Raw genomic sequence first — 21,673 nt, forward strand, 5'->3', positions numbered from 1 at the left:
CGACCCCGACGCGATCTCCTTGTGGATCCAGCGGGGGGACGAATCCCCGATTTTGCTGTTCGATCGGGGCGCCCCGGCCCTCTATTTCGAGGAGGAGGCCCGCCGGGTCTTCCAAGCGCCATCGTTCCGGGTCCTCCTGGACCTGGGTCTGGGGGATGGGGAGGATTGGGTGTGGACCTGTGATCTCTCCCATGACTATGTGACCATCAACGGGCGGTATCGAACGTGAACGCTGGGTAGGGGCACCCCTTGTGGGTGCCCCTACCCATGCGAAGATGCAAATTTCTGTGAGGGGTGGGCCGCTTACGCAGCCCACCCCTCACAGAAATTCCACGAATCGAAAGCTCGTCACTACGCGTTGATGCTCTTCGGCGTTTGACGAGGGAGAAGCGCTTCTCGCGCACGGTTCGGCTGATAATGGAGGGAGCAGCGGGTGGATCGAACCGAGGATCTGGACGCCTTTCTTCGCGATCTCTTGATCCGGTTGATCGCGATCCCCTCCCCGAGCGGAGAGGAGGGGGCCCTCCTCGCGTTCCTGGAGGACTGGTTCCGAAGCCGTGGCTTCCCGGTGGCCCGCTTCCCGGTCCCGGATCATCCCTGGCCGAACCTGCTCATCCACCCCCTGCCCCGTCCCCGGCTGCTGATCACCGCCCACCTGGACACCGTGCCGCCGCTGAACCACCCCCAGCCCTACGAGGCGGTGGAGCGCGATGGTCGGATCTACGGGCTGGGCAGCGCGGACGTCAAAGGAGGGCTGGCCGCTCTGATGGGGGCGCTGGAGATGGTGGGGCCGGAGCGGCTTGCCCGCTCCTCCGTCACCATCGCCCTCACCGTCGATGAGGAGAACATGGGGCGGGGGGCGGAGGCCCTGGCCCGAGCCTGCCGGCCGGGGGCCGTGTTAGCGATCGAGCCCACGGATTTCACGATCGGCATCGCCGAGGCCGGGACCATCGAGATCGCCCTGGAGATCCACGGCCGCCCGGCCCACGGCTCCGTGGTGGAGGCGGGCCGGAACGCGATCCGTGAGGCCGTGGCGCTCCTGCGCGAGTTGGAATCCCTCCCCTCGATCCAGGCTGAGCACCCGCTGATCGGCCGCGGGGCGGTGACCCCCTTGTTCATACACGGCGGCGAGCGGGCTCTGGTGATCCCGGACCGCTGCGCGCTGCACCTGGACATCCGCTGGCTGCCGGGGATCCCGCGGGAGGCCATCGTGGGGGAGATCGAAGGGGTGCTGGCCCGCTACGGGGCGACCTGGCGGGTGGTGGATCTTTCCGCCCCTTTTGAGACCCCGGCGGAGGCCCCGCCGGTTCAGGCCCTCGCCGCCGCGCTGCGGGAAGCCGGCCTCCCGGTCCGCCTCAGCGGGATGCCCAGCTGGACGGACGCCGAGCCCTTCGCCCGGTATGGAGCTCCCGCCGTGGTGTTCGGGCCCGGCACCTTAGCCCTTGCCCACACACCGGAGGAACACATCCCGTTGTCGGCGCTGCGGGACGCCGTTCGCGTTTTCGTCTCCTTGCTTCAGAGCAGCTAAAGGATTTCAGGGTGGACAATGCGGTCTTCGGCGACCCCTCTGCCCTGGAGCTCCCTGAAGGATCCCTGTTCACGGGCATACGGCGATGTAGTTTCGAACCACTAAGGGAAGATAGATGCGGTACGGCAGCGGCGGCGGTGAGCTAGGAGACCCGGAAGGGGCGGCCGCCAGGGCCGCTGCATAGGCATCCACCAGGCCATACCCGTAGAAGTCATCTCGGCCGGCCGACCCCAGATCCCGGGCTGTCCCCAGCAACAAGCCGCAGACCCGATTCGCGCTATATGTAGGCTGGCTGGACCACACCAGCCCCGCCACTCCCGCCACATGCGGCGCTGCCATCGAGGTGCCGCTTGCATCTGCGTAATATGGTGCCAAATAGGTGGAGAGGATATTCACCCCAGGCGCAGCGATATCGACATAGGGCCCATAGTTGGAGAACGAAGCCTGTTGGTCATTTTGATCCGTGGCGGAGACCCCGATGACGCCTGGGTAAGCCGCGGGGTAGAATGACGCGCTCGTGTTGGCGTTCCCAGCCGCCGCCATGATGAGCGCGCCTTGGCTCTGCGCATAGGAGACTGCATCCCAGATGATGGGACTATCATCTGGTCCCCCCAAGCTCAGATTGATGATCGTCCGCTTTCCGTAGATCACACCCCAATCCGCCGCATACCGGATCCCACCCGCCACCTCCGAATCCCACCCGTTGCCGTCGGCATCCAGCACCTTCACCGCCAGCAGATCACATCCCCAACATACTCCCGCGACCCCTCGGCCGTTGTTCGTGTTCGCCCCAGCGATCCCGGCCACATGGGTACCGTGGCCGTGGTCATCCATCGGATCAGAATCCTGATTAACAAAATCGTACCCTAACCACAGCCGAGAGGAGGCGAGATCGGGGTGGGTGTAATCGACCCCCGTGTCCACGATGGCGATCCACACCAAGGAGGTCCCGGTGACCAGGTCCCAGGCCTGTGGGGCGCGGATCTTAGGGAGGTTCCATTGATCCCCGTAGTACGTATCGTTCGGGGTGAAGGCGATGCGGACCTCGCGTTCGACCTCGGCGATCTCCACGTCGGGGCGCTGGCGCAGCCGTGCGGCAACCGCCTCGGGGTCCTGCCCAGGCGGCACGGGGACGCGCCACCAACGGGGGACAGCGAGGGCTTCTGCCTCAGGGAAACCCGCCGCGGCGAGGACAGTCCGGAAGGCCCCGGGAGGCGTGCTGGCTTTGCGCTTCACCACCACCCCAGGCTTCCAGGAGGCAGGAGCCGCCGCCGGCCGCGCCGCCGGGCGCGGCGCTTGATCCGCCCGGACCGGCGGGGGAAGGCACCGGCCGTCCTCCAAGGGAAGGAAACAATCCGGCGTCGCTGGCCGCGGGCCGGAACCCTCCGCCATGGCCGATGCCGGGCCCGAAGGAGCGGATCTCGGGATCCCCGAGAGGAATCCTCCGGAGAGGATGATCAGAACCAGGAACAACCCGAAAGGTTTCTGCGGGCGCATTAGATCTCCCTATTGGTTTGGATCGTTTGGGTAGGGGCACCCCTTGTAGGTGCCCCCATTTGTGGCCCCCATAGATGGATGCCCACATAAGGGCGGGCATAAGACGGGGCAGGCACAAGGCCTGCCCCTACAAAGAACATTCACATTCCATGTAGGGGCACCCCTTGTGGGTGCCCCCATCGGCGCCCCCATTCGTGAATGCCCCCATTTGCAGGCACCCCATCAGGGCAGACGGAAGGCCTCCACCCCCACGGGATCTATTCGCACCCCTTTATAGGGCGCCCACAAGGGGCGCCCCTACAAAGGATATCCGCACCCTGCCCTGCGGGCGGGCACAAGGCCCGCCCATATAACGGGTATTCACCCTTATAACGGGCATTCATATCCTAAATGTAGGGGCACCCCTTGTGGGTGCCCCATCGGCGCCCCCATTCGTGGATGCCCCCATTTGCAGGCACCTCAGCATGGCAAACAGAAGACCTCCACCCACACGGGATCTATTCGCGCCCTTTTATAGGGGCGCCCCTAAACGGGATATCCACGCCCGAACGTGGAGGCACCCCTTGGGTGCCCTCACCCCCACAGGCCGACCTGCATTCATAGCTCTCCCCGGAAGGCCTTCTCCAAAATCGCCTGCTCCAGGCGCTGAAGCTCCGCGTCGGTGGCCGCCTGCGCCTCTTTGAGGGCCCGGATCTTCGCTTGCACTGCCTCCAGATGCGCTACGATGCGCCGTTGTTCGGAGAGAGGGGGGAGAGGGATCTCTGTCGCTTTTAATGCATCCGTGTTGAAGCCCGCTTGTCCAATCCATTTGTTGCAGTTTCGGGCAAAGAAGCCCTGAAGCCACAAAACATACAAACTAAAAGCCAACCATCCGGGTTCACACCTTGAGGTGTCAGGTCGAAGCCGTGTTATGTGGTTAGACCACGCAGCTTTCAACGGCTCGCGAACAATTGCTGTCTTGCCAACCAACTCGATGCTGTTTGTGTTGTTGAAGAGGACATCGCCAGGCTCCAGTGAGAAAAGAGTCGCTTTAACCTCCGTTGAAGGGATGTAAACTTTCTGGCTAAGGTCCAGCTCCCCATCTACACCGATATTGAACGGGCGAATGTGAAGCAGGTCTCCGTTGACTATCTTCTTCTTACCAAAGGCAAAACCTGGTTGAGCATCTAGAGTGACTTCCTCTATCTTCACCCACCGCCAGCCTTTAGGAAGCTCAGCGCCGGGGCGGGGGAAGGTCTCGGCCAGGACGGCTTGCCAGAGGCGCTCGGTGTCCTCTTTGGCCTCCTGTCGCAGGCGCTTCGCCTCGCGCACCCGTGCCATCAGTTCCTCAATCCGCGCCACGATGCGCCGTTGTTCGGAGAGCGGGGGGAGGGGAGCAAGGAAGGATTTGAGGCGACGCCCCGAAAGGTTCGGTATGGCTGTCCTACTCTCTGCCCCTTGATACGCCCGAAAGACTTGATATGCAGCCTGCATCCAGTACATGAAAAAGGCAGGCTCTACCTGATCGCTTTTTCGACGCAGCCGATGTATGTGGTTCTGATAAAGCACAACAGGAAGTTGACCTTCCCAGATGGCTGTTCGCCCAACCTCTCCTCCTTCGCACACGAGAAGGTCGCCTGGCTGTAGACAAAGTTTGGTGATTTCCTCTTCCGTGAAATCCATTTCGTCTAAGTTTGACACATCTACGAAGCCCCAAAGGACATTCTTCGTACGCAGGAAAGGTTTGGGATTACGCCCAAGCCGACGGCTTGGCGACATGGATGCCCCTTGCTGAAGGTCAAATATCTCCCCCAACCTCACCCACCGCCAGCCCTCAGGGAGCTTGTAGGGTCCCTCGCTCATGCCTCCGTCACCTCCTTGTTGTTGCCGAGGAGTTCATCCAGCTCCTCCACGATGCTCAAAATCTCCCGCTCCCGCTCGAGCAGGCCTGCCACAATCTCTGCGGGCGAGGGAAGCACTTCGGTTTCCTTGCGATTCGGGTTGCGGGCGGTGAGATCGTAGCCGCGGGCCTTGACCTCTTCCACGGGCACGATCCAGGAACGCTCGGACAGGCAGGCCTCCCGGGGGCCCCGCCCTTTGCGATAGGCGTCCCAAGCCCGCCAGAGCCGGCGGGCTTCCGCAAAGTGCTCATCCTGGATGGGGCTGCCTTTGCTGAACTTCTTCAGCCCCTCGGGTAAGGGAAGCTCGTAATACCAAATCTCCTTGGTCGGCCCCGGCCGCTCAAAGAAGATGAGGGCGGTCTTGACATCGGAGTAGGGTGCGAACGTCCCGGGCGGCAGGCTGACGATGGTGTGGAGGTTGAACTCCTCCAGAAGCGCCCGCTTGACCTCCGCGAAGGCGCCTCCGCGGAAGAGCGTCCCTTCCGGGACGACCATGCCACAGCGGGCCCCGTCCCGGGGTTTCAGTTTCTTCATGATGTGCTGCAAGAAGAGCAGCTCCGTCGCTTGCGACCGCACCGGGAAGTTTTGTTGAATGTGGTACCCTTCGGTCCCCCCGAAGGGCGGGTTGGTCATGATGACGTCGTAGCGCTCGGTGACCTGGCGGATGTTCTCCTCCAGGGTGTTCTTGCGCAGGATGCGGGGGGCGGTGACCCCGTGTAGGACCATGTTCATCAGGCCCAAGAGCGCCGGGATCGGTTTCTTCTCCTGCCCGAAGAAGGTGCGTTCCTGCAGGGTCTTGTGATCCTCAACGGTCTTTTCCTGGCGCTTCATCCAAAGGTAGGCTTCGGCCAGAAAGCCGCACGTGCCGCAGGCAGGGTCGTAGACCGTCTCCCCAATTTGAGGGTTGACCAGCTCCACGATGAAGCGCACCACCGGACGGGGGGTGTAAAACTCCCCCGCCAGCCGATTCTCGCTGCCGAGGCGGCGGAGCAGTTCCTCGTAGACCTGGGAGACCGTGAAGATGTCGTCTTGGCTGTGGAAGTCAATGCCGTTGATGATGGAGAGCACGTCTTTCAGGTTGTAACCGGAGGCGCAGACGATGACGTTGCGCTCGGCGAAGACCCCTCGGATGGTGTCGCGCAGCGGATCGCCGCCAAGGGTCTGCAGATAGGGAATGAGTTTCCCGTGGACAAAGCCGAGCAGGTCATCAGCGGGCCAATCCTTCGTGGCCCAGTCCCGCCAGCGATAGGGCGGCTCCAGGACGGGACGATAGCTCCGCCCCGCCAGCTGGGCCTGGGCTTCCCACTCCTCCTCCTGGGCGTCCAAAAAGCGCAAGAAGAGCAGCCAGGAAAGATGCTCCACATATTCCATGACGCCGCCGCAGTTGTTGTCGCGGCGCAGGATGTCGCAGGCCCGCCAAATCTCATTGGCCAAGGTCTCACGGGTTTGGGGTCGGTTGTTCACGAAGCGACCACCTCCGAAACAGGATAAATGCGCTCGCGCATTTCCTGGAGCGTCCGACCCAGGCCTTCAATCCCTCCGAACCGCTGGCTGATCCTCAGGACGCCACCCCACTCCCGGAAGGGGGAGACGCTGAAGATCTCGGGCTCTATTTGCTCGATTCCACCCACGCGGTATTTGTCCAGCAGCTCTAAGATGACCTGGCGAGCGTCATCGGCGTATTTTCGGAGAAAGCGCTGCTCGCGGTTGAGGAACGCAGTGGCGCGCTCGCTGCGAGTGCGCACGGGTGCGCCGAAGGCGATGTGGGCGAGGAGGTCGTAGGTGTCCGCCTCCGGGTTCCCCTCCACCTCCGCGAGGATCTCCGGATGGACGCTGAGGCGGCGCAGCTCCTCCAAGAAAGCCCGTCGGCGCTGGGAGTCCACCCAGATGCTACGAAGGTCCTTGAAGGTGGGCGCATGCCGACGCACCTGATGGCGGGTGTAGTCCCGGTACTCCGCCAACGACAACTGTTGGCCCGTGGCGTCTATGGTGAAGATCGCTTCATCGGCGATGGTCACCTCCAGCCCTTCCACGCGGATCTTGCTGGGGGATTTGCGTTCGGGTTTGAGGGGGACCTCGATGAAGACCGTCTGATCGGCGGATGTGTCCACTCGGAGCTCGCGCCGGACAAAGCCGGGCGCGCGCACAATGAGGGTAAGGGTCCCCTCCGGAAGCTGGTCGAAAGTAAACCTCCCTTCCCCATCGGTATAGATAGGCCCTTGTTGCGAATTGGGACCTGTGCGAACGCTGACCGAAGCGCCGGCGATGAGCGCTTGCGTCTCCCCATGGAGGACCACGCCTTCCAAACGGGCCGTGAAGGGCCCCTTCGGGGGCTCGGGGGGCGGCCCCGGGGGACGATCCCACTGATCGAAAAGCCGTGTGGCCCCGGTGTAGTCGATGATGCGGAACCAGTACTTATCGGTGCTGGGATCGATGCGGCTCCCGCGCCCGATGATCTGCTTGAAGAGGACGGGAGAGGAGAGCGTTTTCATGAACACGATGTTGCGACACGCGGGCACGTCCACGCCGGTGGAGAGGAGCTCGGCGGTCGTAGCCACAACAGGCGCCTTTTTGTCGGAATCGGCGAAATCCTCCAGCCAGCGACGGGCCTCATCGCCCTCCTCGGAGATGATGGGGACAGCGTAGTGATCCAGACCCGTCTCAGGGCCGAACTCCTCCTGCAGAAGCCGCGCCACCAGGCGGGCATGCTCCATGTCCACACAGAAGACCATCGTCTTCTCCATATGCCCGAAGCGCCGCAACAGCCCCGCCAGATGCTTCACCATCGCGCGGGTTCGGTCGGGCAGAGTGATCTCCCGCTCGAATTGCGGCGTGGTGTAAATCTCCCGCGGCTCCACATCCTCGGGGATGAAGACCTCGGCCCCCTGCTCGATGGCGTCCTCCAAACGCAACCCGGCGGCATCCACCGTGGTGCGCACCCGGTGGACCTTATAGGTGGCGAGAAAGCCGTCCTCGATGCCCTGCCCCAAACTGTATTGGAAGGCCGGCGGACGCCACGTCCCCCGCGCCGGCTCATCCGGATCGATGAACACCTCGGGCTCTTCTGCGCAGAAATAGGCATAGGTATCCACGTTCTCATCTTGCTTCGGCGTAGCGGTCATGCCCAGGTGGATGGCGGAGGCGAAGTGATCCAGAATCTCCCGCCAGGTGCCCCAGCCGGAGCGATGGCACTCGTCAATGATGATCAAATCGAAGAAGTCCGATGGGAACTTCTCGAAAAGGCGCTCTCCGGTTTCGTCCGGGCTCCAAAGGGTTTGGTAGATGCCGAAATACAAATCGCGGTTTAGGTTCGGTGGATGCCCCTCAATGAGATAACGGGGGTCGCTGGTGCCGGTGGCGAAGGGAGAAAAGGTGTTGTAGGCCTGATTGCGAAGCACCACCCGATCGGCCAAGAAGAGCACGCGAGCGGGGCGGTCGGGATGCTGCCTCTGGAGCCATCCGGACTTGATGAGTTTCCAGACCACTTGGAAGGCCACGAAGGTTTTGCCCGTGCCGGTGGCCATGGTCAAGAGGATGCGCTTCCGCCCGCGCATGATGCGGAGGATCACTTCTCGTATCGCGGTCTCCTGGAAGTAGAACGGGCGCTTGCCACAGAGGCTTTCCGGACAATACGGATAAAGCAGCGGATTCGAGGAAGCCTCCTCGGCGATCCCGTAGACGGCGAGCGCCTCCCGCAATTGTCCCCGGATGGGTTGATCGAGGCCCGTATTGGCTTTCCAGCGTCTCCAAAGCTCCTGCGGCGTGGGGAAGGCGGTTAACTCCCTGGTCGTATGAGTGAAGAAATCGTGTTCGAGTATCCGATGGCCGTTGGTGGCGTAGGCGAAAGCCAACCCAAGGTCCTGAGCGTATCGCTTCGCCTGCTCCAGGCCCGCTTCCGGGGAATGACCCTCCGGTTCAGCCTCCACGACAGCGATGGGGAACCCATCGGTGTAGCGCAGGAGATAATCCACGCGCTTCGCTTTCCCCCTTTGCACTCTATCTCCCACCAAGAGGATCTTCCCCGGGGTGTACTGGTAGTTGGCGTTGTAGTAGAACTCCCGAGTGATCTCGCGGTCGTTCCAGCCTGCGGCTTTCAGTTTCGGCTCGATCAGTCGGGCGCGCGTGTCGGCCTCGTTCAGCATATCCCACTCCCCCCACGATCTGGTGTTTCTTCCCTCCTTTGTTTTTAGGGTGTGCAATCAGGAAGACCGATGGCCCCTCCTCCTTTCTCCTCTCTCCTTGCAGCCCTTTGGGCTGCGGGAAGGGGGAGAAGAAATTCTTTGGGGGCTGGGAGCCGCCTTCGGCAGCCCCCAAAATCCCTACCTCCGCTCACCATGCCCTTGCTCCGCGAACACCTCCGCCTCGAACCGGAAGAGCCACGCGTTGGGCCAGCGGTAGGCGTCCTCCGGCAAGCCCGCCTTGAGGCAGAGGGCCCGCAGGAAGGTCTCTCGGTCCCACCCCTGCTCCACCGGGACCTGGGGGAGCAGCAGGCCGCTGCGCCCCCCGGCGACGATGAAAAGGCCATCCCGCCCCACCACGATCTCCTCCACCCGCTCCACCGGATCCATCGGGGTGAGCAGGCTGATCTCATACTCCAGATGGGGCAGCTCCTCCACGGTCACCGGCGGGAAGCGCGGATCGTCCAAGGCGGAAAGCACCGCCACCCGCTGCACCGCGTGGGCCACGTCCGAGCGCGGCCAGATCTCCCCCCGGCATCCCCGCAGATATCCGCCCTTGGTGAGGGTGACGAAACAGGCGCGGGGCAGCTGCAGGGCCGGCGAGGAGACCTGGAGCGTCGGCAGCGGCTTCCCCTGCACCGCATGCTCCACCGCCTCCCGGGCGATCTTTAGAAGGGTCCGCCGATCCTCCTCCCCCAGAGGGGGATCCGGCTCCCGGGCGAAGCGGATCGCCGCATAGCCCACCACGTGGTCCTTGCGCCCGTAGGGGACGTCGCTGGAGTTGGCGTATTTGAGCAGGCGCGCGTGCCTCGCGCCGACGCGCTTCGCGTACGCCATGGCGGTGAGCACCGGCCCCTCGCCGCACATCAGCGTCGCCAACCCCGGGATCCGCCGGGCCATCCACTCCTCGATCGTGTGGCGCACCAGCCGGGGGTCTAGGGAGAGGATCGCCCCGATGGACGCCGTGTCCACCTGCCGGGCGTGCTCATCCCGAGGGTAATGCGAGAGATCGGTGCTGGCGATGACGACCGCCCGCCGCCCCGCCAAGGCCCGGGCCAGAGCCGCCGCCAGGGCCTCGACGTTCTCCGATGAGGGCTCCCCGATCATCACGGGGACGAACCGGAGGTCCGGGAAGAGGCGCTGGAGGAAGGGGAGCTCCACCTCGATGGAATGCTCCTCAAGGTGGACCTCGGGCACGAACCGCAGGGGCGGGCCGGCGGCCAGCAGGGCCTCGGCGAGCTCCTCATCGACCGGCACCTCCCCCAAGGGGGTCCGCCACGCCCCGCGCGCCCACACTGAGATCTCGCGGAAGAACGGCTCCACGTGGTTGGTGCCCAACACCACGATCGCGTCGTAGGCGCGATCCGTTAGCTGTTTGAACCCCCATGCGGCCACGTGGCCGGAATAAATGTAGCCCGCATGGGGGACGATGAGGGCCATGGGCTCCGGATCGTAGCGCGGGGCCTCCGCGAGCAACTGATCGACCATCTCCGCCAGGGCCTTGGGATCCGCCGGATAGAAAGCGCCCGCCACCGCGGGCTCTCGAACGCCCATCATCGTGCGCGCCATCTCAGGCTCCTTTCGGATTCCAGTAGGGCGCTTCAGTGCCTGTGTCATGCCGTTTGCGGTAGGGCGCTTGAGCGCCCGTTCAATGGGTCAAACTCAGAACGGGCCCCTACCCCGAATGACATGTGAAACGCACTCCACGCCATCGGACACCAAAGGAAACCGAAGGCCGTGACCGATGTTCACCAAAACAAGACGAGCGCTCATACGCCCTACTACGAACAAAGCCCTGTTCGTCGTAGGGCACTTCAGCGCCCGTTATCCGCGCCAGGCGAAGGACCAGCCTCTATCTGCCGAACCGCGCGTGAGAAGCCCTTCCCCTTCATCGGACGCCGAAGGGAACCGAAGCCCCACGACCAGTGTTCGCACCCAGGAAACGGGCGCTCAAGCGCCCTACGACGAACAAAGGGCCTTCCGTTCCCCTTACAGGATGGCGATCTCCCAATCCACCACCATCACGTCCGGCCGGTGGGCTTCGATCCAGTGGACGGCGCTTTCGAGGACGGCGTGGACATGGCCGGCGTCGTTGGAGATCGTGGCTAAGCCCAGGCGGGCGGATTGGGGGAAATCCTGATGGTCGATCTCCGCCGCCGCCACGTTGAAGGATTGGCGCAGATGGGCGATTAAGGACTTCATCGCGCTGCGCTTGTCTTTGAGCGACAGCGCCCCGGGCAGGTGCAGCTCCACCGTGCAGGTGCCCACCACCATGGATCTCACCTCAGGGAAATCAGGGGATAGGGCGCGCCTCGTTCACCGCTGGCGGGCGCCCGGACATGAAAGCACCCCCAGGCGCGCCCGCCACTCCGGGATCCGGCAACGCTCCGCCGGCGTCAGATCCCCTGGCTCCGCCTCGATGTTCAGGAGGCTTCGGAACGCCCTCAGGATCGCCCTCGCCGCCTCCTCGAACGCCACCGGACGGCCCGCGGCCTCCCGAAGCGTCACCGCCCGCCGCCGGAGCGACTCCGGCGCTGGACGGCTCTTCAAATAAACCGCGATCGCGCCGGGGTCGCCATCCAGCGGGAGCGATCCGTGCTGCAAGACCACCCCCCGGTGGCGCCACTGGGCGCTGCCCATGATCTTCCGCCCTCCAACCGTGAGCTCGTAATCCGTCGGCACCTCGAAACACACGAACCCATCGCCCCGAGCCACCGGATCGAGGCGAGGGGCCAGGGCGACGTCGGGGATGCCCAGGTCGCGCAGGGCTTGGGCGAAGGCCTCCGAGAAGCGGCGGAAGGTCTCCAGCACGCCCCCCGCCGCCCGGGGATCCGTCTCGGGGAGGATGACGCTATAGGTCAGCTCGTCCGCGTGCAGGATCGCCCGCCCGCCCGTCGGCCGCCGGACCACCTCCACGCCGTCCGCCCGGCAGCGCCAGAGATCCACCTCCTCCACCGCCTGGCGGCGCCCCAGGCTGAGGCACGGTGGATCCCAGCGGTAGAAGCGCACCGTCGGCGGGGCCTCTCCCTCCGCCACCGCCTCCGCGATCGCCACATCGATGGCCATGTTCGTCGCCCCGTCCGCGGCGGGCGACTCGATCAAGCGCCAGCGGGCCAACGGGAACGTCATGGGCGGGAGAAACGATCGCGCAGCCACTCGATCAGAACTTCCTCCAGCTCCCGACGGCACTCCTCCAAGGTCCGCCCGGTGGCGTAAACCTCCGGGTAAGTTTCGATCTCGCCGTAGTAGGTGCCGTCCTCGAGCTGGCGGTAGCGGGCTTTCTCCATCGCCGCCTCAACGAGCGCTGAGAACACGAAGGGGCTCCCGATCTGGAATGCACCTCTCATTCATTTTAGCGCAAGCGATCATCTCGTGGGCCATCCATGGCGCAGGATCCGGACGACCGAAGCTTTTCACCTTCTTGCAGCTCCTTCCGCCTTTTTGGATATGCCAAGCGCGTTCGTAACGATTCCGCTGTTCTCGCGCAATACGGAGATAGGCGGTTTCCTCCTGAGGGCTTTTGGGGCCCTTCCGCCTCCTCATGAGCGCTCCGAACCGAATCGGATCAGGCGGAATCGTCCCGTGTGTTCAAGCGGATCCCACCATTCCATCTGGAAGAGGCCTTAGGGCCCTCGGTTCAAGGGGTATGAACCCAGCGTTACAATATATGGGAGTTCGATCGTTCGGAGCCCGCGAGAAGAGGGAGAAGGGCTCCATAGCCCTCGTTCCCCTTTCGCCGTCTGAAGGGCCATAGAAAAAGTTGAACTTCACCTCAGGAGGCGCTCGTGATCGCCTACACCACGTTCTCGATCGTGGCGTTCGATCCCGCCCGTTCGGAGTGGGGCGTGGCCGTGGCCTCGAAGTTCCTGGCCGCCGGGGCGGTGGTGCCCTGGGCCCGGGCGGGCGCCGGGGCGGTGGCCACCCAGTCCTACGCCAACACCCGGTTCGGGCCGGAGGGGCTGGCCCGGATGGCCCAGGGGCTCTCCGCGGAGGAGACGCTCGCCGCCCTTTTGGCCGAGGATCCCGAGCGGGAGAAGCGGCAGGTGGGCCTGGTGGACCGTCAGGGCCGGGCGGCGGCCTTCACCGGCTCGGAGTGCCTGCCGTGGGCCGGCCATCGGGTCGGCGAGGGGTTCTGCTGTCAGGGGAACCTCTTGGTGGACGAGCGCACCCTGGAGGCCATGGCCGCGGCCTTCGTGAACGCCTCCGGGGAGTTGGCCGATCGCCTGGTCGCCGCCCTGCTGGCGGGGGACCGCGCCGGCGGCGACCGGCGGGGCCGTCAGTCCGCGGCGATCCTGGTGGTCCGGGAGGGCGGCGGCTACGGCGGATTCAACGACCGCTATATGGACCTGCGGGTGGACGACGATCCGGACCCTGTGGTGAAGCTCCAGGACCTGGTGGAGCTTCACCATCTCTATTTCGGACAACCCCGCCCGGAGGACCTCATGCCCATCGACGCCGCCCTCGCCCGGGAGATCCAGCGCCTGCTCCGGCACGCCGGCTATTACACCGGCGAGATCACCGGGGTCTACGACGAGGCCACCCGCCGCGCCCTGGAGACGCTGTTCGGGGTCGAGAACCTGGAGGAGCGCTGGCAGCCCGGGGACCGCATCGATCGGGTCGCCTGGGAGTTCCTCCGCCGTCGATTCGGGCTTGTGGAGGGGAGCAAATGATCTCCGCGGCGGCGCCCACCACCCTCAGCGAAGCCCTGAGGTTGGTCCCGGGGTCGGTGGTCGCCTTCGTCGGGGCCGGCGGCAAGACCACCATGGCCTGGCGGCTGCTCCACGAGCTCGGCCGGCCGGAGTCCCCGGCCGTGTGGACGACCACCACCCACATCGCGGAGCCGATCCTCCCGGAGGGCACGGGGTTGCTGCGGGCGGAGGATCCGACCCCGGAACTGATCCGCGGGCTCCTCCGGCGGCTCCCCCGCTGGATCCTCGTCGCCCGTCGGACGGAGGCCCTGCCCGAGCCCCCCGATGGGCCCTACCCCGCGCACCCCTGGAAGCTCAAAGGGTTGTCGCCGGAGGGGCTGGATCGCCTGATCCCGGCCGTTCCGGAGGCTTCCTGGATCATCGAGGCCGATGGGGCGCGTCGCATGCTCCTGAAATGGCCGGCGGAACACGAGCCCGCCCTGCCCGCCGAGATCGACGCCGTCGCGGTGGTGGCCAGCTTGGAGGCCTTGGGCCGGCCCATCGGCGCGGTCGCCCACCGCGCGGCGCTCGCCGTCACCCATCTGGGCGGCCGCCTGGAGGATCCCGTCACGCCGGAATGGCTGGCCGCTTTGATCTGCCACCCAATGGGCGGACAGAAGGGGATCCCGCCAGGCGCCCGCCGGATCCTGGTGTTGACCCGGGAGCGGGCCCCCGATCCCCAGGCGGTCGAGGCCGTGAGGGCCGCGCTTCCTGTCGCATGCTTTGAGCGCATCGTGGCCGTCGTGAACGGCGATCCCGTCGCCGCGATCCGAACCGAGCCTCCCCGGGTGGCCGGAGTCGTGCTGGCGGCGGGGGAGGGCCGGCGGTTCGGCGGGCCGAAGGCGCTGGCGGAGTGGCACGGCCGTCCGCTGGTGCGCCACATCGTCACCCTGGCCCGACGGGCGGGGCTGGATCCGATCCTCGTGGTGGTGGGGGCTCAAGCGAACGAAGTGCGGAAGGCTTTGCTGGGGCTGCCGGTCTATGTGGTGGAAAACCCCGCCTGGCCGGAGGGGATGAGCCGGTCCATCCAGGCCGGCCTCCAGGCCCTTCCCGATGCGGTCGACGCCTTCCTGCTCCTCCAGGTCGACCAGCCGCTGGTGCGCCCCCGCTGGCTCCGTCAGCTGATCGAGGCGCACCAGGCCACCGGCAAGCCGATGGTGGTCGGCGCCCTGGGGAACGACCCCCGCCCGCCGGCCCTCTTCGCCCGCGCGATGTTCCCGGCCCTGATGGACCTGCGCGGAGATCAAGGGGGGCGGGCGCTGGTCCGAGCTTTCCCCGAGGCCGTCGTCCAGATCCCGGTGCCTGACCCGTCTTGGGTGATGGATTTCGACACCCCCGAGGCTTACCGGATGATCCGAGAGCGATGAGCCGTTGAATCCCGAGATCCGGAGCCGCCGACCGATGGAACGCCTGCGCGCGCTTCGCCATCTGATCATCGATATGGACGGCGTGTTGTGGCGCGGGAAGCGGCCGATGGAGGGCCTGGTCGGCTTCTTCGCCTTCCTGCGCCGCCGCGGGATCCGCTTCATCCTGGCCACCAACAACGCCAGCCGCTCCCGGATGGATTACGTGGCCCAGCTCGCCCGCTTCGGGGTGGCGGTGGATCCGGAGGAAGTGTTGCCGTCGTGCGACGCGACCGCCATCTACCTGCAGCAGATCGCCTCGCCGGGCGCCCGGGTGTTCGTGGTGGGGGCGCAGGCCCTCCGCGAGGCCATCGCGGCGGCAGGGTTCCAGGTGGTGGAGGAGGAACGGGCGGATTTCGTGGTGGTCGGCCTGGATTGGGGGCTGACCTATGAGCGGCTGGCCCGGGCGGCCCGGGCCATTTGGAACGGCGCCCGCTTCATCGGGACCAACCCGGACCCGGTGTGGCCGGGGGAGGATGGGCTCTATCCCGGCAACGGGGCGACGCTGGCCTTCCTGGAGCGGGCAACCGGGGTCTCGCCGATCGTGGTCGGCAAACCGGAGCCGCTGATGTTCCGGATCGCCATGCAGCGGATGGGCGCCACCCCGGAGACCACGGCGGTGATCGGCGACCAGCTCCCCACCGACATCGTCGGGGGGAAGCGTGCCGGCCTGACGACCATCCTGGTCCTCTCCGGGGCCACCACCCGGGAGATGCTGGCGGCGAGCCCGGTGCAGCCAGATCTCGTCTTCGCGGACATCCGGGATTTGCAATCCGCGTGGGAAACTGTGTAGGGGCGCCCATCGGGGCAGGCCTTGTGCCCCCCTACAAAAGGCGTTCCCATCCTGATCTTGATGTAGAGGCACCCCTTGGGGGTGCCCCCTTCCGCGTCGCGATGCATCGCCAGCCCTTGAACGGAACCTGGCTGTTCCGCCCGGCGGGCGCTTCGGAGTGGCTGACGGGACAAGTGCCTGGGAGCGTCCTTCGGGATCTGCTGGCCCTCGGCCGCATCCCGGACCCGTTCCTCGGGGATCATCTCTCCCAGGTCGCCTGGGTGGCGGAGCGCGATTGGGAATACCGCCGGGCGTTCTCCCTGGACCCCGCGCTCGCCCGAGCGGAGCGGGTGGAGCTGGTCTGCGCCGGGCTGGACACCCTGGCCGAGGTGTTCCTCAACGGGGAGCGCCTGGGCGAGGTCCGGAACATGTTCCGGTCCTACCGCTGGCCCGTCCGGGAGCTCCTCCGCCCTGAGGGCAACCTCCTGACGATCCGCTTGCGCTCCCCCCTGCCCTTCATCCGAGCGCAGCACCGACGTCGCTCCCTCCCCGCCCTTTGGAACCTGGGGACCGCTCACCTCCGCAAGGCCCCCAGCCACTTCGGCTGGGATTGGGGGCCGGCGCTTCCCCCCATGGGGATCTGGCGGGAGGTGGCGTTGGAGGGCTTCTCCATCGCCCGCTTCGCGGACCTCCACATCCGCCAACGCCATGAGGCCGGCCGCGTCACGCTGATCCTCCAGGCGCGCATCGAGCGCTGGGCGGATCACCCCCTCTCCCTGAAAGTCTCCCTCCACGACCCGGAGGGGCACGTCGCCCGCTGGGAGTTCCCGGCCCGGGAGGAGCAGATTGCCGTAGAGATCCCCATCGAACGCCCTCACCTCTGGTGGCCCAACGGCCTGGGCGGGCAACCCCTCTACCTCCTGGAGGCGGAGCTGTGGGCGGGGGAGCACCGCCTGGACGGGCGACGGGAGCTCCTCGGGCTCCGGACGCTCGCCCTCCACCGGGAGCCGGACGCCTGGGGGGAATCCTTCGTTTTCGTCGTGAACGGCGTCCCGGTGTGGATCCGCGGGGCGAACATGGTCCCGCCGGACGCGCGCAGCGCGTATGTGGAAACCGAACGGCTGGAACATCTGGTCCGAAGCGCCGCCGCGGTCGGGATGAACATGCTACGGGTGTGGGGAGGCGGTGGTTATGGGGACGATCGCTTCTACGCCCTGTGCGACCGCTACGGGATCTTGGTGTGGCAGGATTTCCCTTTTGCATGCATGCTCTACCCCCTCGACGAGCCGGGCTTCCTGGAGGAAGTGCAAGCGGAGGTCATCGAGAACGTCCGGCGGCTTCGGCACCATCCTTCCCTGGCCCTCTGGTGCGGCAACAACGAGATCGAGATGCTGTGGCCGCTCTGGCGCTGGCAGTGGAAGAGGCATCCGAAGGAACTCGCCCGCTGGGCCGTCGCCCATCAGCGTTTCTTCTACGAACTGCTCCCCGAATGGGTGCGGGCCGAGGACCCGGATCACCCCTACTGGCCGGGCTCCCCTTCCTCCGGGGTTTTCCGTCAGGAGGTCAACGGAGATCGACGGGGGGACGCTCACCTTTGGCATGTCTGGCATGGCTTGGCCCCGACCTCGGCGTACCGCGACCGCATCCCCCGCTTCGTCAGCGAGTTCGGCCTGCAATCCCTGCCGTCGAAGGAAACGCTACGCGCCTTCGGGCCGCGGGAGGATTGGGATCTGAGGCGGCCGACTATGCGCCGCCGACAGCGATCCCCCGGCGGCAACGAGCGGTTGCTCTACTACCTGGTGGAGCGGTTCTGGATCCCGCGCGATTTCGAGGACCTGGCCTGGCTGACCCAGGTGGTGCAGGCCGAGGCCGTGCGGATCGCCGTGGAGCATTGGCGCCGCCATCGGGATCGATGCGGCGGTGCGCTCTACTGGCAGCTGAACGACGCTTGGCCGGCCATCTCGTGGTCCGGCATCGACGTTTACGGCCGCTGGAAAGCCCTGCACTACGCCGCCCGCCGCTTCTTCGCGCCGCTTGCCTTCTCCGTGGATGTCCAAGGAGACCGAGCGGAGGCGCTCGTGTTCAACGACACCCCCCAGCCCTGGGAGGGGAGCATCCGCTGGTCGCTGGAGACCTTCGAAGGGCGATCCCTTGCCGCCGGCGCAGCGGAGGTCCACGCGCCGCCGCTGCGGACGACCCCGGCCGGCCGGTTGGAGATCGGGGCCTTCCTGCGCCGGCACGGCCGGGCCCTGGCCCTGGTGGTCGAGTGGGAAAGCCAACGGCCGGGCCAGCCCGCGGCGCTTCAGGTGGCCCTGTTCGCGCCGGAGAAGGATCTGCGCTGGCCGGACCCCGAACTGCAAGTGACGTGCCAAGCTCACGGGGAGGAAATGGAAATCGTGCTGCGGGCGCGGGCCCTGGCCCGTTTCGTCACCCTCTCGGTGGAGGGCGCGGAGGTCCTCTTCAGCGACAACTTCTTCGATCTCCCGGCCGGGCGCGCGGCCTCGATCCGTTGCCCGCTCCCGCCGGGCTGGACCCCCGAGGCCTTCGCCCAAAACCTCCGGGTCCGAAGCCTAGCGGACGTTCGCCCCGGCGGCCCCCGGTGGCGGGATCGGCTCTTACGCAGGTTCTTGTCGCTTTCCCCCCGCCTGGTCCTGGGGCGGCTGCTGGGCGCCTTCTGGGCGTAGTGCTTTGTGGAGCCGAGCCGCTTCGCCGGCGGCAGTCTGATCACTGCTCTCCGGAGGGATGATCCCCGATTTGCGCAGAGCAGAGAATTTGCGTATAATTCGCCTCAAATTGCGATGGCCTCGGGTTCCGAAAACGGAGACCCGCGACTGGAAACGACGGGGGAGACTGGACATGCACAGGTTCGATCTGCTTCGCATCCGCTTCTTCACATGTAGGTGTCCTCCGCGGGGGTAGGAAGGGAGGTCTCCCCCATTCCATGCCCGCTTTCGCATTTCCCTCCTTACCCCCGCGCTTGAATACGACCTCACAGAGCTTTCGATCCCTTGCATCCCTTCTGATTCGGCGAATGGCCTCCTGAGACTCTCGATCCCATTTCGCAAAGGAGGTTCCCATGGGAGCGATCCTGAACGGCTTGGAGCTTGAACAGCTGCAGCAATTGGTCGCTCAGGTGCAGGCGGACCCGGAGGCCGCCCGCTCGCTGAATCGGTGGTCCGCACGGGTCCGCTGGCTGGGCGGCTTCAAGGGGCGGGCTTACATCCGGAACCACTCCTTTCTCATCGACGAGCCCGCCGATTTGGTCGGCAAAGACGAGGCCCCGAACGCCGTGGAGTATGTGCTAGGGGCGTTGGGGGCCTGCCTCACCGTCGGATTCGTCCTGAACGCGACAAAACATGGCATCCCCATTCGCAATCTGGAGATCGCCCTGGATGGGGAGATCGATAACATCCTGACCTTCCTGGGCTTAAGCGAGGAAGGGCACCCGGGTTACCGGGAGATTGTGGTCAAGGCCTATGTGGACGCCGACGCCGACGAGGGGACGCTTCAGAAGATCTGGGCGGAGACGGTGAGGACCTCGCCGGTCGGAAACACCCTCGCCCGCTCGGTCGCCTTGCGTCCAGAGCTCAGCCGGATCGCTGCCTCGTGAGGCGAAGGGATCGCAGATGAGCCCCTGGGGATCTTCCGGGGCTAGGGGCCGCCTTCGGCAGCCCCCAGCCCCAAAGGGGATCACCCAACGGCGTAAACTCCATCCATACGCGCAGGCGCTGAGGACCCCGATTTCCCCGGAGGTCTCGTGATGGGCACTTTGGTGAACGGCGTGGATGTGGAGGAGCTGCAACAGCTCCTGGAGGAAGTGCGCACGCGTCCGGAAGCGGTTCAATCCCGCCGGTGGGCCCGCTTCCGATGGGAGGGCGGCCTGAGGGGGCGCGCCTACGTTCGCAATCAGTCGTTCACGGTGGATGAATCGGTCGATCGGTCCGGGCGGGAGGCCGGGATCAGCGCGCTGGAGTACGTGCTGGGCGCGTTGGGCGCCTGCCTGGGCCTCGGCCTGGTCTTTCACGCCTCCCGCCGGGGGATCACCATCCGGAACCTGGAGGTGGCCCTGGAGGGACACATCGACAACCTTTTGCGATTCCTGGGCCTGGGCGGGGAGGGCCACCCGGGCTACCGCGAAGTGATCGCCAAAGCCTATGTGGATGCCGATGCGGATGAGGAAACCCTCCAGGCCCTCTGGACCGAGACGGTGGCCACTTCCCCCGTGGGGAACACCTTTGCACGCCCGGTGGCTTTGCGGGCGGAGATCGCGACCGTCTCCGGGTGGTGGTTCCGCTACACGCCGGAGGAGGATCAGACCCCCACGGAGTCCCGTGGAGGGATGCCCTGCTGATGAGGAAGGGCGCGGGCGGGGCGACCCCACCGCCCGGGCGGAAACCCGCCGCGTAATTTCCTAAAGAACCTAAACCTTAAGGAGGGCACGATGGCGTCGAACGGGTTACCCCTCTTTCCGGTCACTGTGGTAGGCAGCTGGCCGCGGCCGCCGTGGCTCCTGGAGGCCCTGCGGAAGCGCCACGCCGGGCAGCTCTCTTACAAGGAATTCCAGGAGGTCGCCGACCGGGCGGTCCTGGAGGCGCTGCATGCCCAGATCGAAGCCGGCGTGGAGATCGTGAGCGACGGGGAGCAGCGCCGGGATAACTTCTACTCCTTCGTCGTCGAAAAGCTGGAAGGGGTCCGGATGATGAGCGTGGCCGAGATGTATGATTACGCGGAGGACAAATCCTTCTTCGAGCAGATCCTCCGCCAGCTGGACGTCCCGGCCTACGCCATCAAGACCCCGGTGGCCGTGGACAAAATCCGCTTGAAGATGCCCCTGGCCCTGGACGAGTTGGAGTTCCTGCGCCGGCATACGGACCGGCCGGTGAAGATCCCGCTCCCGGGCCCATATCTGCTGACCCGGACGATGTGGGTCCAAGGGTTGTCGGATCGGGTCTACCCCACGCGGGAGGATCTGGCCCAGGATGTGGTGGCCATCCTGCGGGAGGAGATCCTCCGCCTGCGGGACGCGGGGGCCGACTTCGTCCAACTCGACGAGCCGGTGCTGACGGAGGTCGTGTTCCAGCCGCCGGTCCACAGCCGGACGTTCATGTGCGCATCCCTCTCCGCCGCCTCGGAGGATCCCAAACAGGAGCTGGCATGGGCCGCCCAGCTGGTCAACCGGGTGGTGCTGGGCGTGGAGGGGATCCGCGTCGGGGTCCACATCTGCCGCGGGAACTGGACCACGCGGGAGGAGGCGCTGTTGACCGGGAGCTACGAGCCGCTGCTGGACACCCTGCAAGCGATGCGGGTGAACCAGTGGGTGTTGGAGTTCGCCACCCCGCGGGCGGGGGACCTGCACGTCTTCCAGGCCTGCCCGCGGAAGCGGGAGATCGGCCTGGGGGTGGTGAACCCGCGCACCGCCGAGGTGGAATCCCCCGAGTTCATCATCGGCCGGGTGAAGGAAGCCCTGAACTACTTCGAGCCGCACCAGATCTTCTTGAACCCGGACTGCGGCTTCGGGACCTTCGCCGAGCGCCCGGTGGCCACGCCGGAGGTGGCGTTCCGCAAGCTCCAGGCGATCCGCGCGGCGGCGGAGCAGCTGCGGCGGGAGTTCGGGGCGGCGTAAGCTCCAGGGCCCTCGGCCGAGGGACGGCGTAGGCCGTCCTCACCTAAAGACATTAACGGGGGTTGACGCCCGGCGCGCAAGCGCCGAAGAAAGCCGATCTCCCA

The 21,673-nt window shown here is 65.9% G+C and carries 17 protein-coding genes; 9 read left to right on the plus strand and 8 right to left on the minus strand.

Features of this window, described 5'->3' with window-relative positions; translation table 11 throughout:
* Both ACFMO5_RS06125 and ACFMO5_RS06130 read left to right on the plus strand, forming a co-directional pair.
* Positions 1–229, plus strand: a 229-nt coding sequence (locus tag ACFMO5_RS06125) for a bifunctional ornithine acetyltransferase/N-acetylglutamate synthase (RefSeq protein WP_376791873.1), incomplete at its 5' end; no start/stop codon positions are given.
* A 204-nt stretch (positions 230–433) separates the two neighbouring features.
* Positions 434–1,528, plus strand: a complete 1,095-nt coding sequence (locus ACFMO5_RS06130) for a M20 family metallopeptidase (protein ID WP_376791874.1) — start codon at positions 434–436, stop codon at positions 1,526–1,528.
* A 69-nt stretch (positions 1,529–1,597) separates the two neighbouring features.
* Here ACFMO5_RS06130 and ACFMO5_RS06135 read toward each other — a convergent pair whose 3' ends face one another.
* The 8 genes from ACFMO5_RS06135 to ACFMO5_RS06170 all read right to left on the minus strand — a co-directional run bounded on the left by ACFMO5_RS06135 (position 1,598) and on the right by ACFMO5_RS06170 (position 12,397).
* Complete coding sequence (locus ACFMO5_RS06135) at positions 1,598–3,025, minus strand: S8 family peptidase (RefSeq protein ID WP_376791875.1); 1,428 nt, start codon at positions 3,023–3,025, stop codon at positions 1,598–1,600.
* Positions 3,026–3,622: 597 nt separating this feature from the next.
* Positions 3,623–4,867 carry a restriction endonuclease subunit S gene (locus tag ACFMO5_RS06140; RefSeq protein ID WP_376791876.1) on the minus strand — a complete coding sequence of 415 codons (1,245 nt, stop codon included), beginning with the start codon at positions 4,865–4,867 and terminating at the stop codon, positions 3,623–3,625.
* Positions 4,864–6,369 (minus strand): N-6 DNA methylase, encoded by a 1,506-nt coding sequence (locus ACFMO5_RS06145; RefSeq protein WP_376791877.1) that lies wholly within the window; start codon positions 6,367–6,369, stop codon positions 4,864–4,866. Before ACFMO5_RS06145 ends, ACFMO5_RS06140 begins: the two co-directional genes overlap by 4 nt.
* A complete protein-coding gene (hsdR, locus tag ACFMO5_RS06150; protein ID WP_376791878.1) occupies positions 6,366–9,047 on the minus strand; it encodes an EcoAI/FtnUII family type I restriction enzme subunit R in 2,682 nt (893 codons plus the stop codon). Before hsdR ends, ACFMO5_RS06145 begins: the two co-directional genes overlap by 4 nt.
* Positions 9,048–9,224: 177 nt before the next feature.
* Positions 9,225–10,652, minus strand: a complete 1,428-nt coding sequence (gene amrB / locus ACFMO5_RS06155) for an AmmeMemoRadiSam system protein B (RefSeq protein ID WP_376791879.1) — start codon at positions 10,650–10,652, stop codon at positions 9,225–9,227.
* 420 nt (positions 10,653–11,072) lie between these two features.
* A complete protein-coding gene (locus ACFMO5_RS06160; protein ID WP_376791880.1) occupies positions 11,073–11,357 on the minus strand; it encodes a DUF503 domain-containing protein in 285 nt (94 codons plus the stop codon).
* A 42-nt stretch (positions 11,358–11,399) separates the two neighbouring features.
* Positions 11,400–12,239 carry a biotin/lipoate A/B protein ligase family protein gene (locus ACFMO5_RS06165; protein WP_376791881.1) on the minus strand — a complete coding sequence of 280 codons (840 nt, stop codon included), beginning with the start codon at positions 12,237–12,239 and terminating at the stop codon, positions 11,400–11,402.
* Entirely contained in the window at positions 12,209–12,397 is a 189-nt protein-coding gene (locus tag ACFMO5_RS06170; protein ID WP_376791882.1) for a type II toxin-antitoxin system HicB family antitoxin, read from the minus strand. The genes ACFMO5_RS06165 and ACFMO5_RS06170 overlap by 31 nt, the downstream gene beginning before the upstream one ends.
* A gap of 471 nt (positions 12,398–12,868) precedes the next feature.
* On the opposite strand from ACFMO5_RS06170, the gene ACFMO5_RS06175 reads away from it, so the two are divergent.
* The 7 genes from ACFMO5_RS06175 to ACFMO5_RS06205 all read left to right on the plus strand — a co-directional run bounded on the left by ACFMO5_RS06175 (position 12,869) and on the right by ACFMO5_RS06205 (position 21,569).
* The gene (locus ACFMO5_RS06175; protein ID WP_376791883.1) at positions 12,869–13,753 is read left to right on the plus strand and encodes a DUF1028 domain-containing protein; all 885 of its coding nucleotides are present in this window, start codon (positions 12,869–12,871) and stop codon (positions 13,751–13,753) included.
* The gene (gene yqeC, locus ACFMO5_RS06180; RefSeq protein WP_376791884.1) at positions 13,750–15,138 is read left to right on the plus strand and encodes a selenium cofactor biosynthesis protein YqeC; all 1,389 of its coding nucleotides are present in this window, start codon (positions 13,750–13,752) and stop codon (positions 15,136–15,138) included. Before ACFMO5_RS06175 ends, yqeC begins: the two co-directional genes overlap by 4 nt.
* Positions 15,139–15,172: 34 nt before the next feature.
* Positions 15,173–15,967, plus strand: a complete 795-nt coding sequence (locus tag ACFMO5_RS06185) for an HAD-IIA family hydrolase (RefSeq protein ID WP_376791885.1) — start codon at positions 15,173–15,175, stop codon at positions 15,965–15,967.
* Between the two features lie 116 nt (positions 15,968–16,083).
* A complete protein-coding gene (locus tag ACFMO5_RS06190) occupies positions 16,084–18,630 on the plus strand; it encodes a glycoside hydrolase family 2 protein (protein ID WP_376791886.1) in 2,547 nt (848 codons plus the stop codon).
* A 392-nt stretch (positions 18,631–19,022) separates the two neighbouring features.
* The gene (locus ACFMO5_RS06195; protein WP_376791887.1) at positions 19,023–19,556 is read left to right on the plus strand and encodes an OsmC family protein; all 534 of its coding nucleotides are present in this window, start codon (positions 19,023–19,025) and stop codon (positions 19,554–19,556) included.
* A 150-nt stretch (positions 19,557–19,706) separates the two neighbouring features.
* The gene (locus ACFMO5_RS06200; protein WP_376791888.1) at positions 19,707–20,297 is read left to right on the plus strand and encodes an OsmC family protein; all 591 of its coding nucleotides are present in this window, start codon (positions 19,707–19,709) and stop codon (positions 20,295–20,297) included.
* A 90-nt stretch (positions 20,298–20,387) separates the two neighbouring features.
* Positions 20,388–21,569, plus strand: coding sequence for a vitamin-B12 independent methionine synthase (locus ACFMO5_RS06205; protein WP_376791889.1), 1,182 nt, complete (start codon positions 20,388–20,390; stop codon positions 21,567–21,569).
* Positions 21,570–21,673 lie beyond the last annotated feature (104 nt).

It is taken from the genome of Thermoflexus sp. (genome assembly GCF_042408365.1).
In the GTDB taxonomy this organism is placed as follows: Bacteria; Chloroflexota; Anaerolineae; order Thermoflexales; family Thermoflexaceae; genus Thermoflexus.

Excerpts from the sequence above, each read along its gene's own strand:
- ACFMO5_RS06135 (WP_376791875.1), bottom strand. The coding sequence starts at position 3,025 with ATGCGCCCGCAGAAACCTTTCGGGTTGTTCCTGGTTCTGATCATCCTC.
- ACFMO5_RS06140 (WP_376791876.1), bottom strand. The coding sequence starts at position 4,867 with ATGAGCGAGGGACCCTACAAGCTCCCTGAGGGCTGGCGGTGGGTGAGG.
- hsdR (WP_376791878.1), bottom strand. The coding sequence starts at position 9,047 with ATGCTGAACGAGGCCGACACGCGCGCCCGACTGATCGAGCCGAAACTG.
- amrB (WP_376791879.1), bottom strand. The coding sequence starts at position 10,652 with ATGGCGCGCACGATGATGGGCGTTCGAGAGCCCGCGGTGGCGGGCGCT.
- ACFMO5_RS06160 (WP_376791880.1), bottom strand. The coding sequence starts at position 11,357 with ATGGTGGTGGGCACCTGCACGGTGGAGCTGCACCTGCCCGGGGCGCTG.
- yqeC (WP_376791884.1), top strand. The coding sequence starts at position 13,750 with ATGATCTCCGCGGCGGCGCCCACCACCCTCAGCGAAGCCCTGAGGTTG.
- ACFMO5_RS06185 (WP_376791885.1), top strand. The coding sequence starts at position 15,173 with ATGGAACGCCTGCGCGCGCTTCGCCATCTGATCATCGATATGGACGGC.
- ACFMO5_RS06195 (WP_376791887.1), top strand. The coding sequence starts at position 19,023 with ATGGGAGCGATCCTGAACGGCTTGGAGCTTGAACAGCTGCAGCAATTG.
- ACFMO5_RS06200 (WP_376791888.1), top strand. The coding sequence starts at position 19,707 with ATGGGCACTTTGGTGAACGGCGTGGATGTGGAGGAGCTGCAACAGCTC.
- ACFMO5_RS06205 (WP_376791889.1), top strand. The coding sequence starts at position 20,388 with ATGGCGTCGAACGGGTTACCCCTCTTTCCGGTCACTGTGGTAGGCAGC.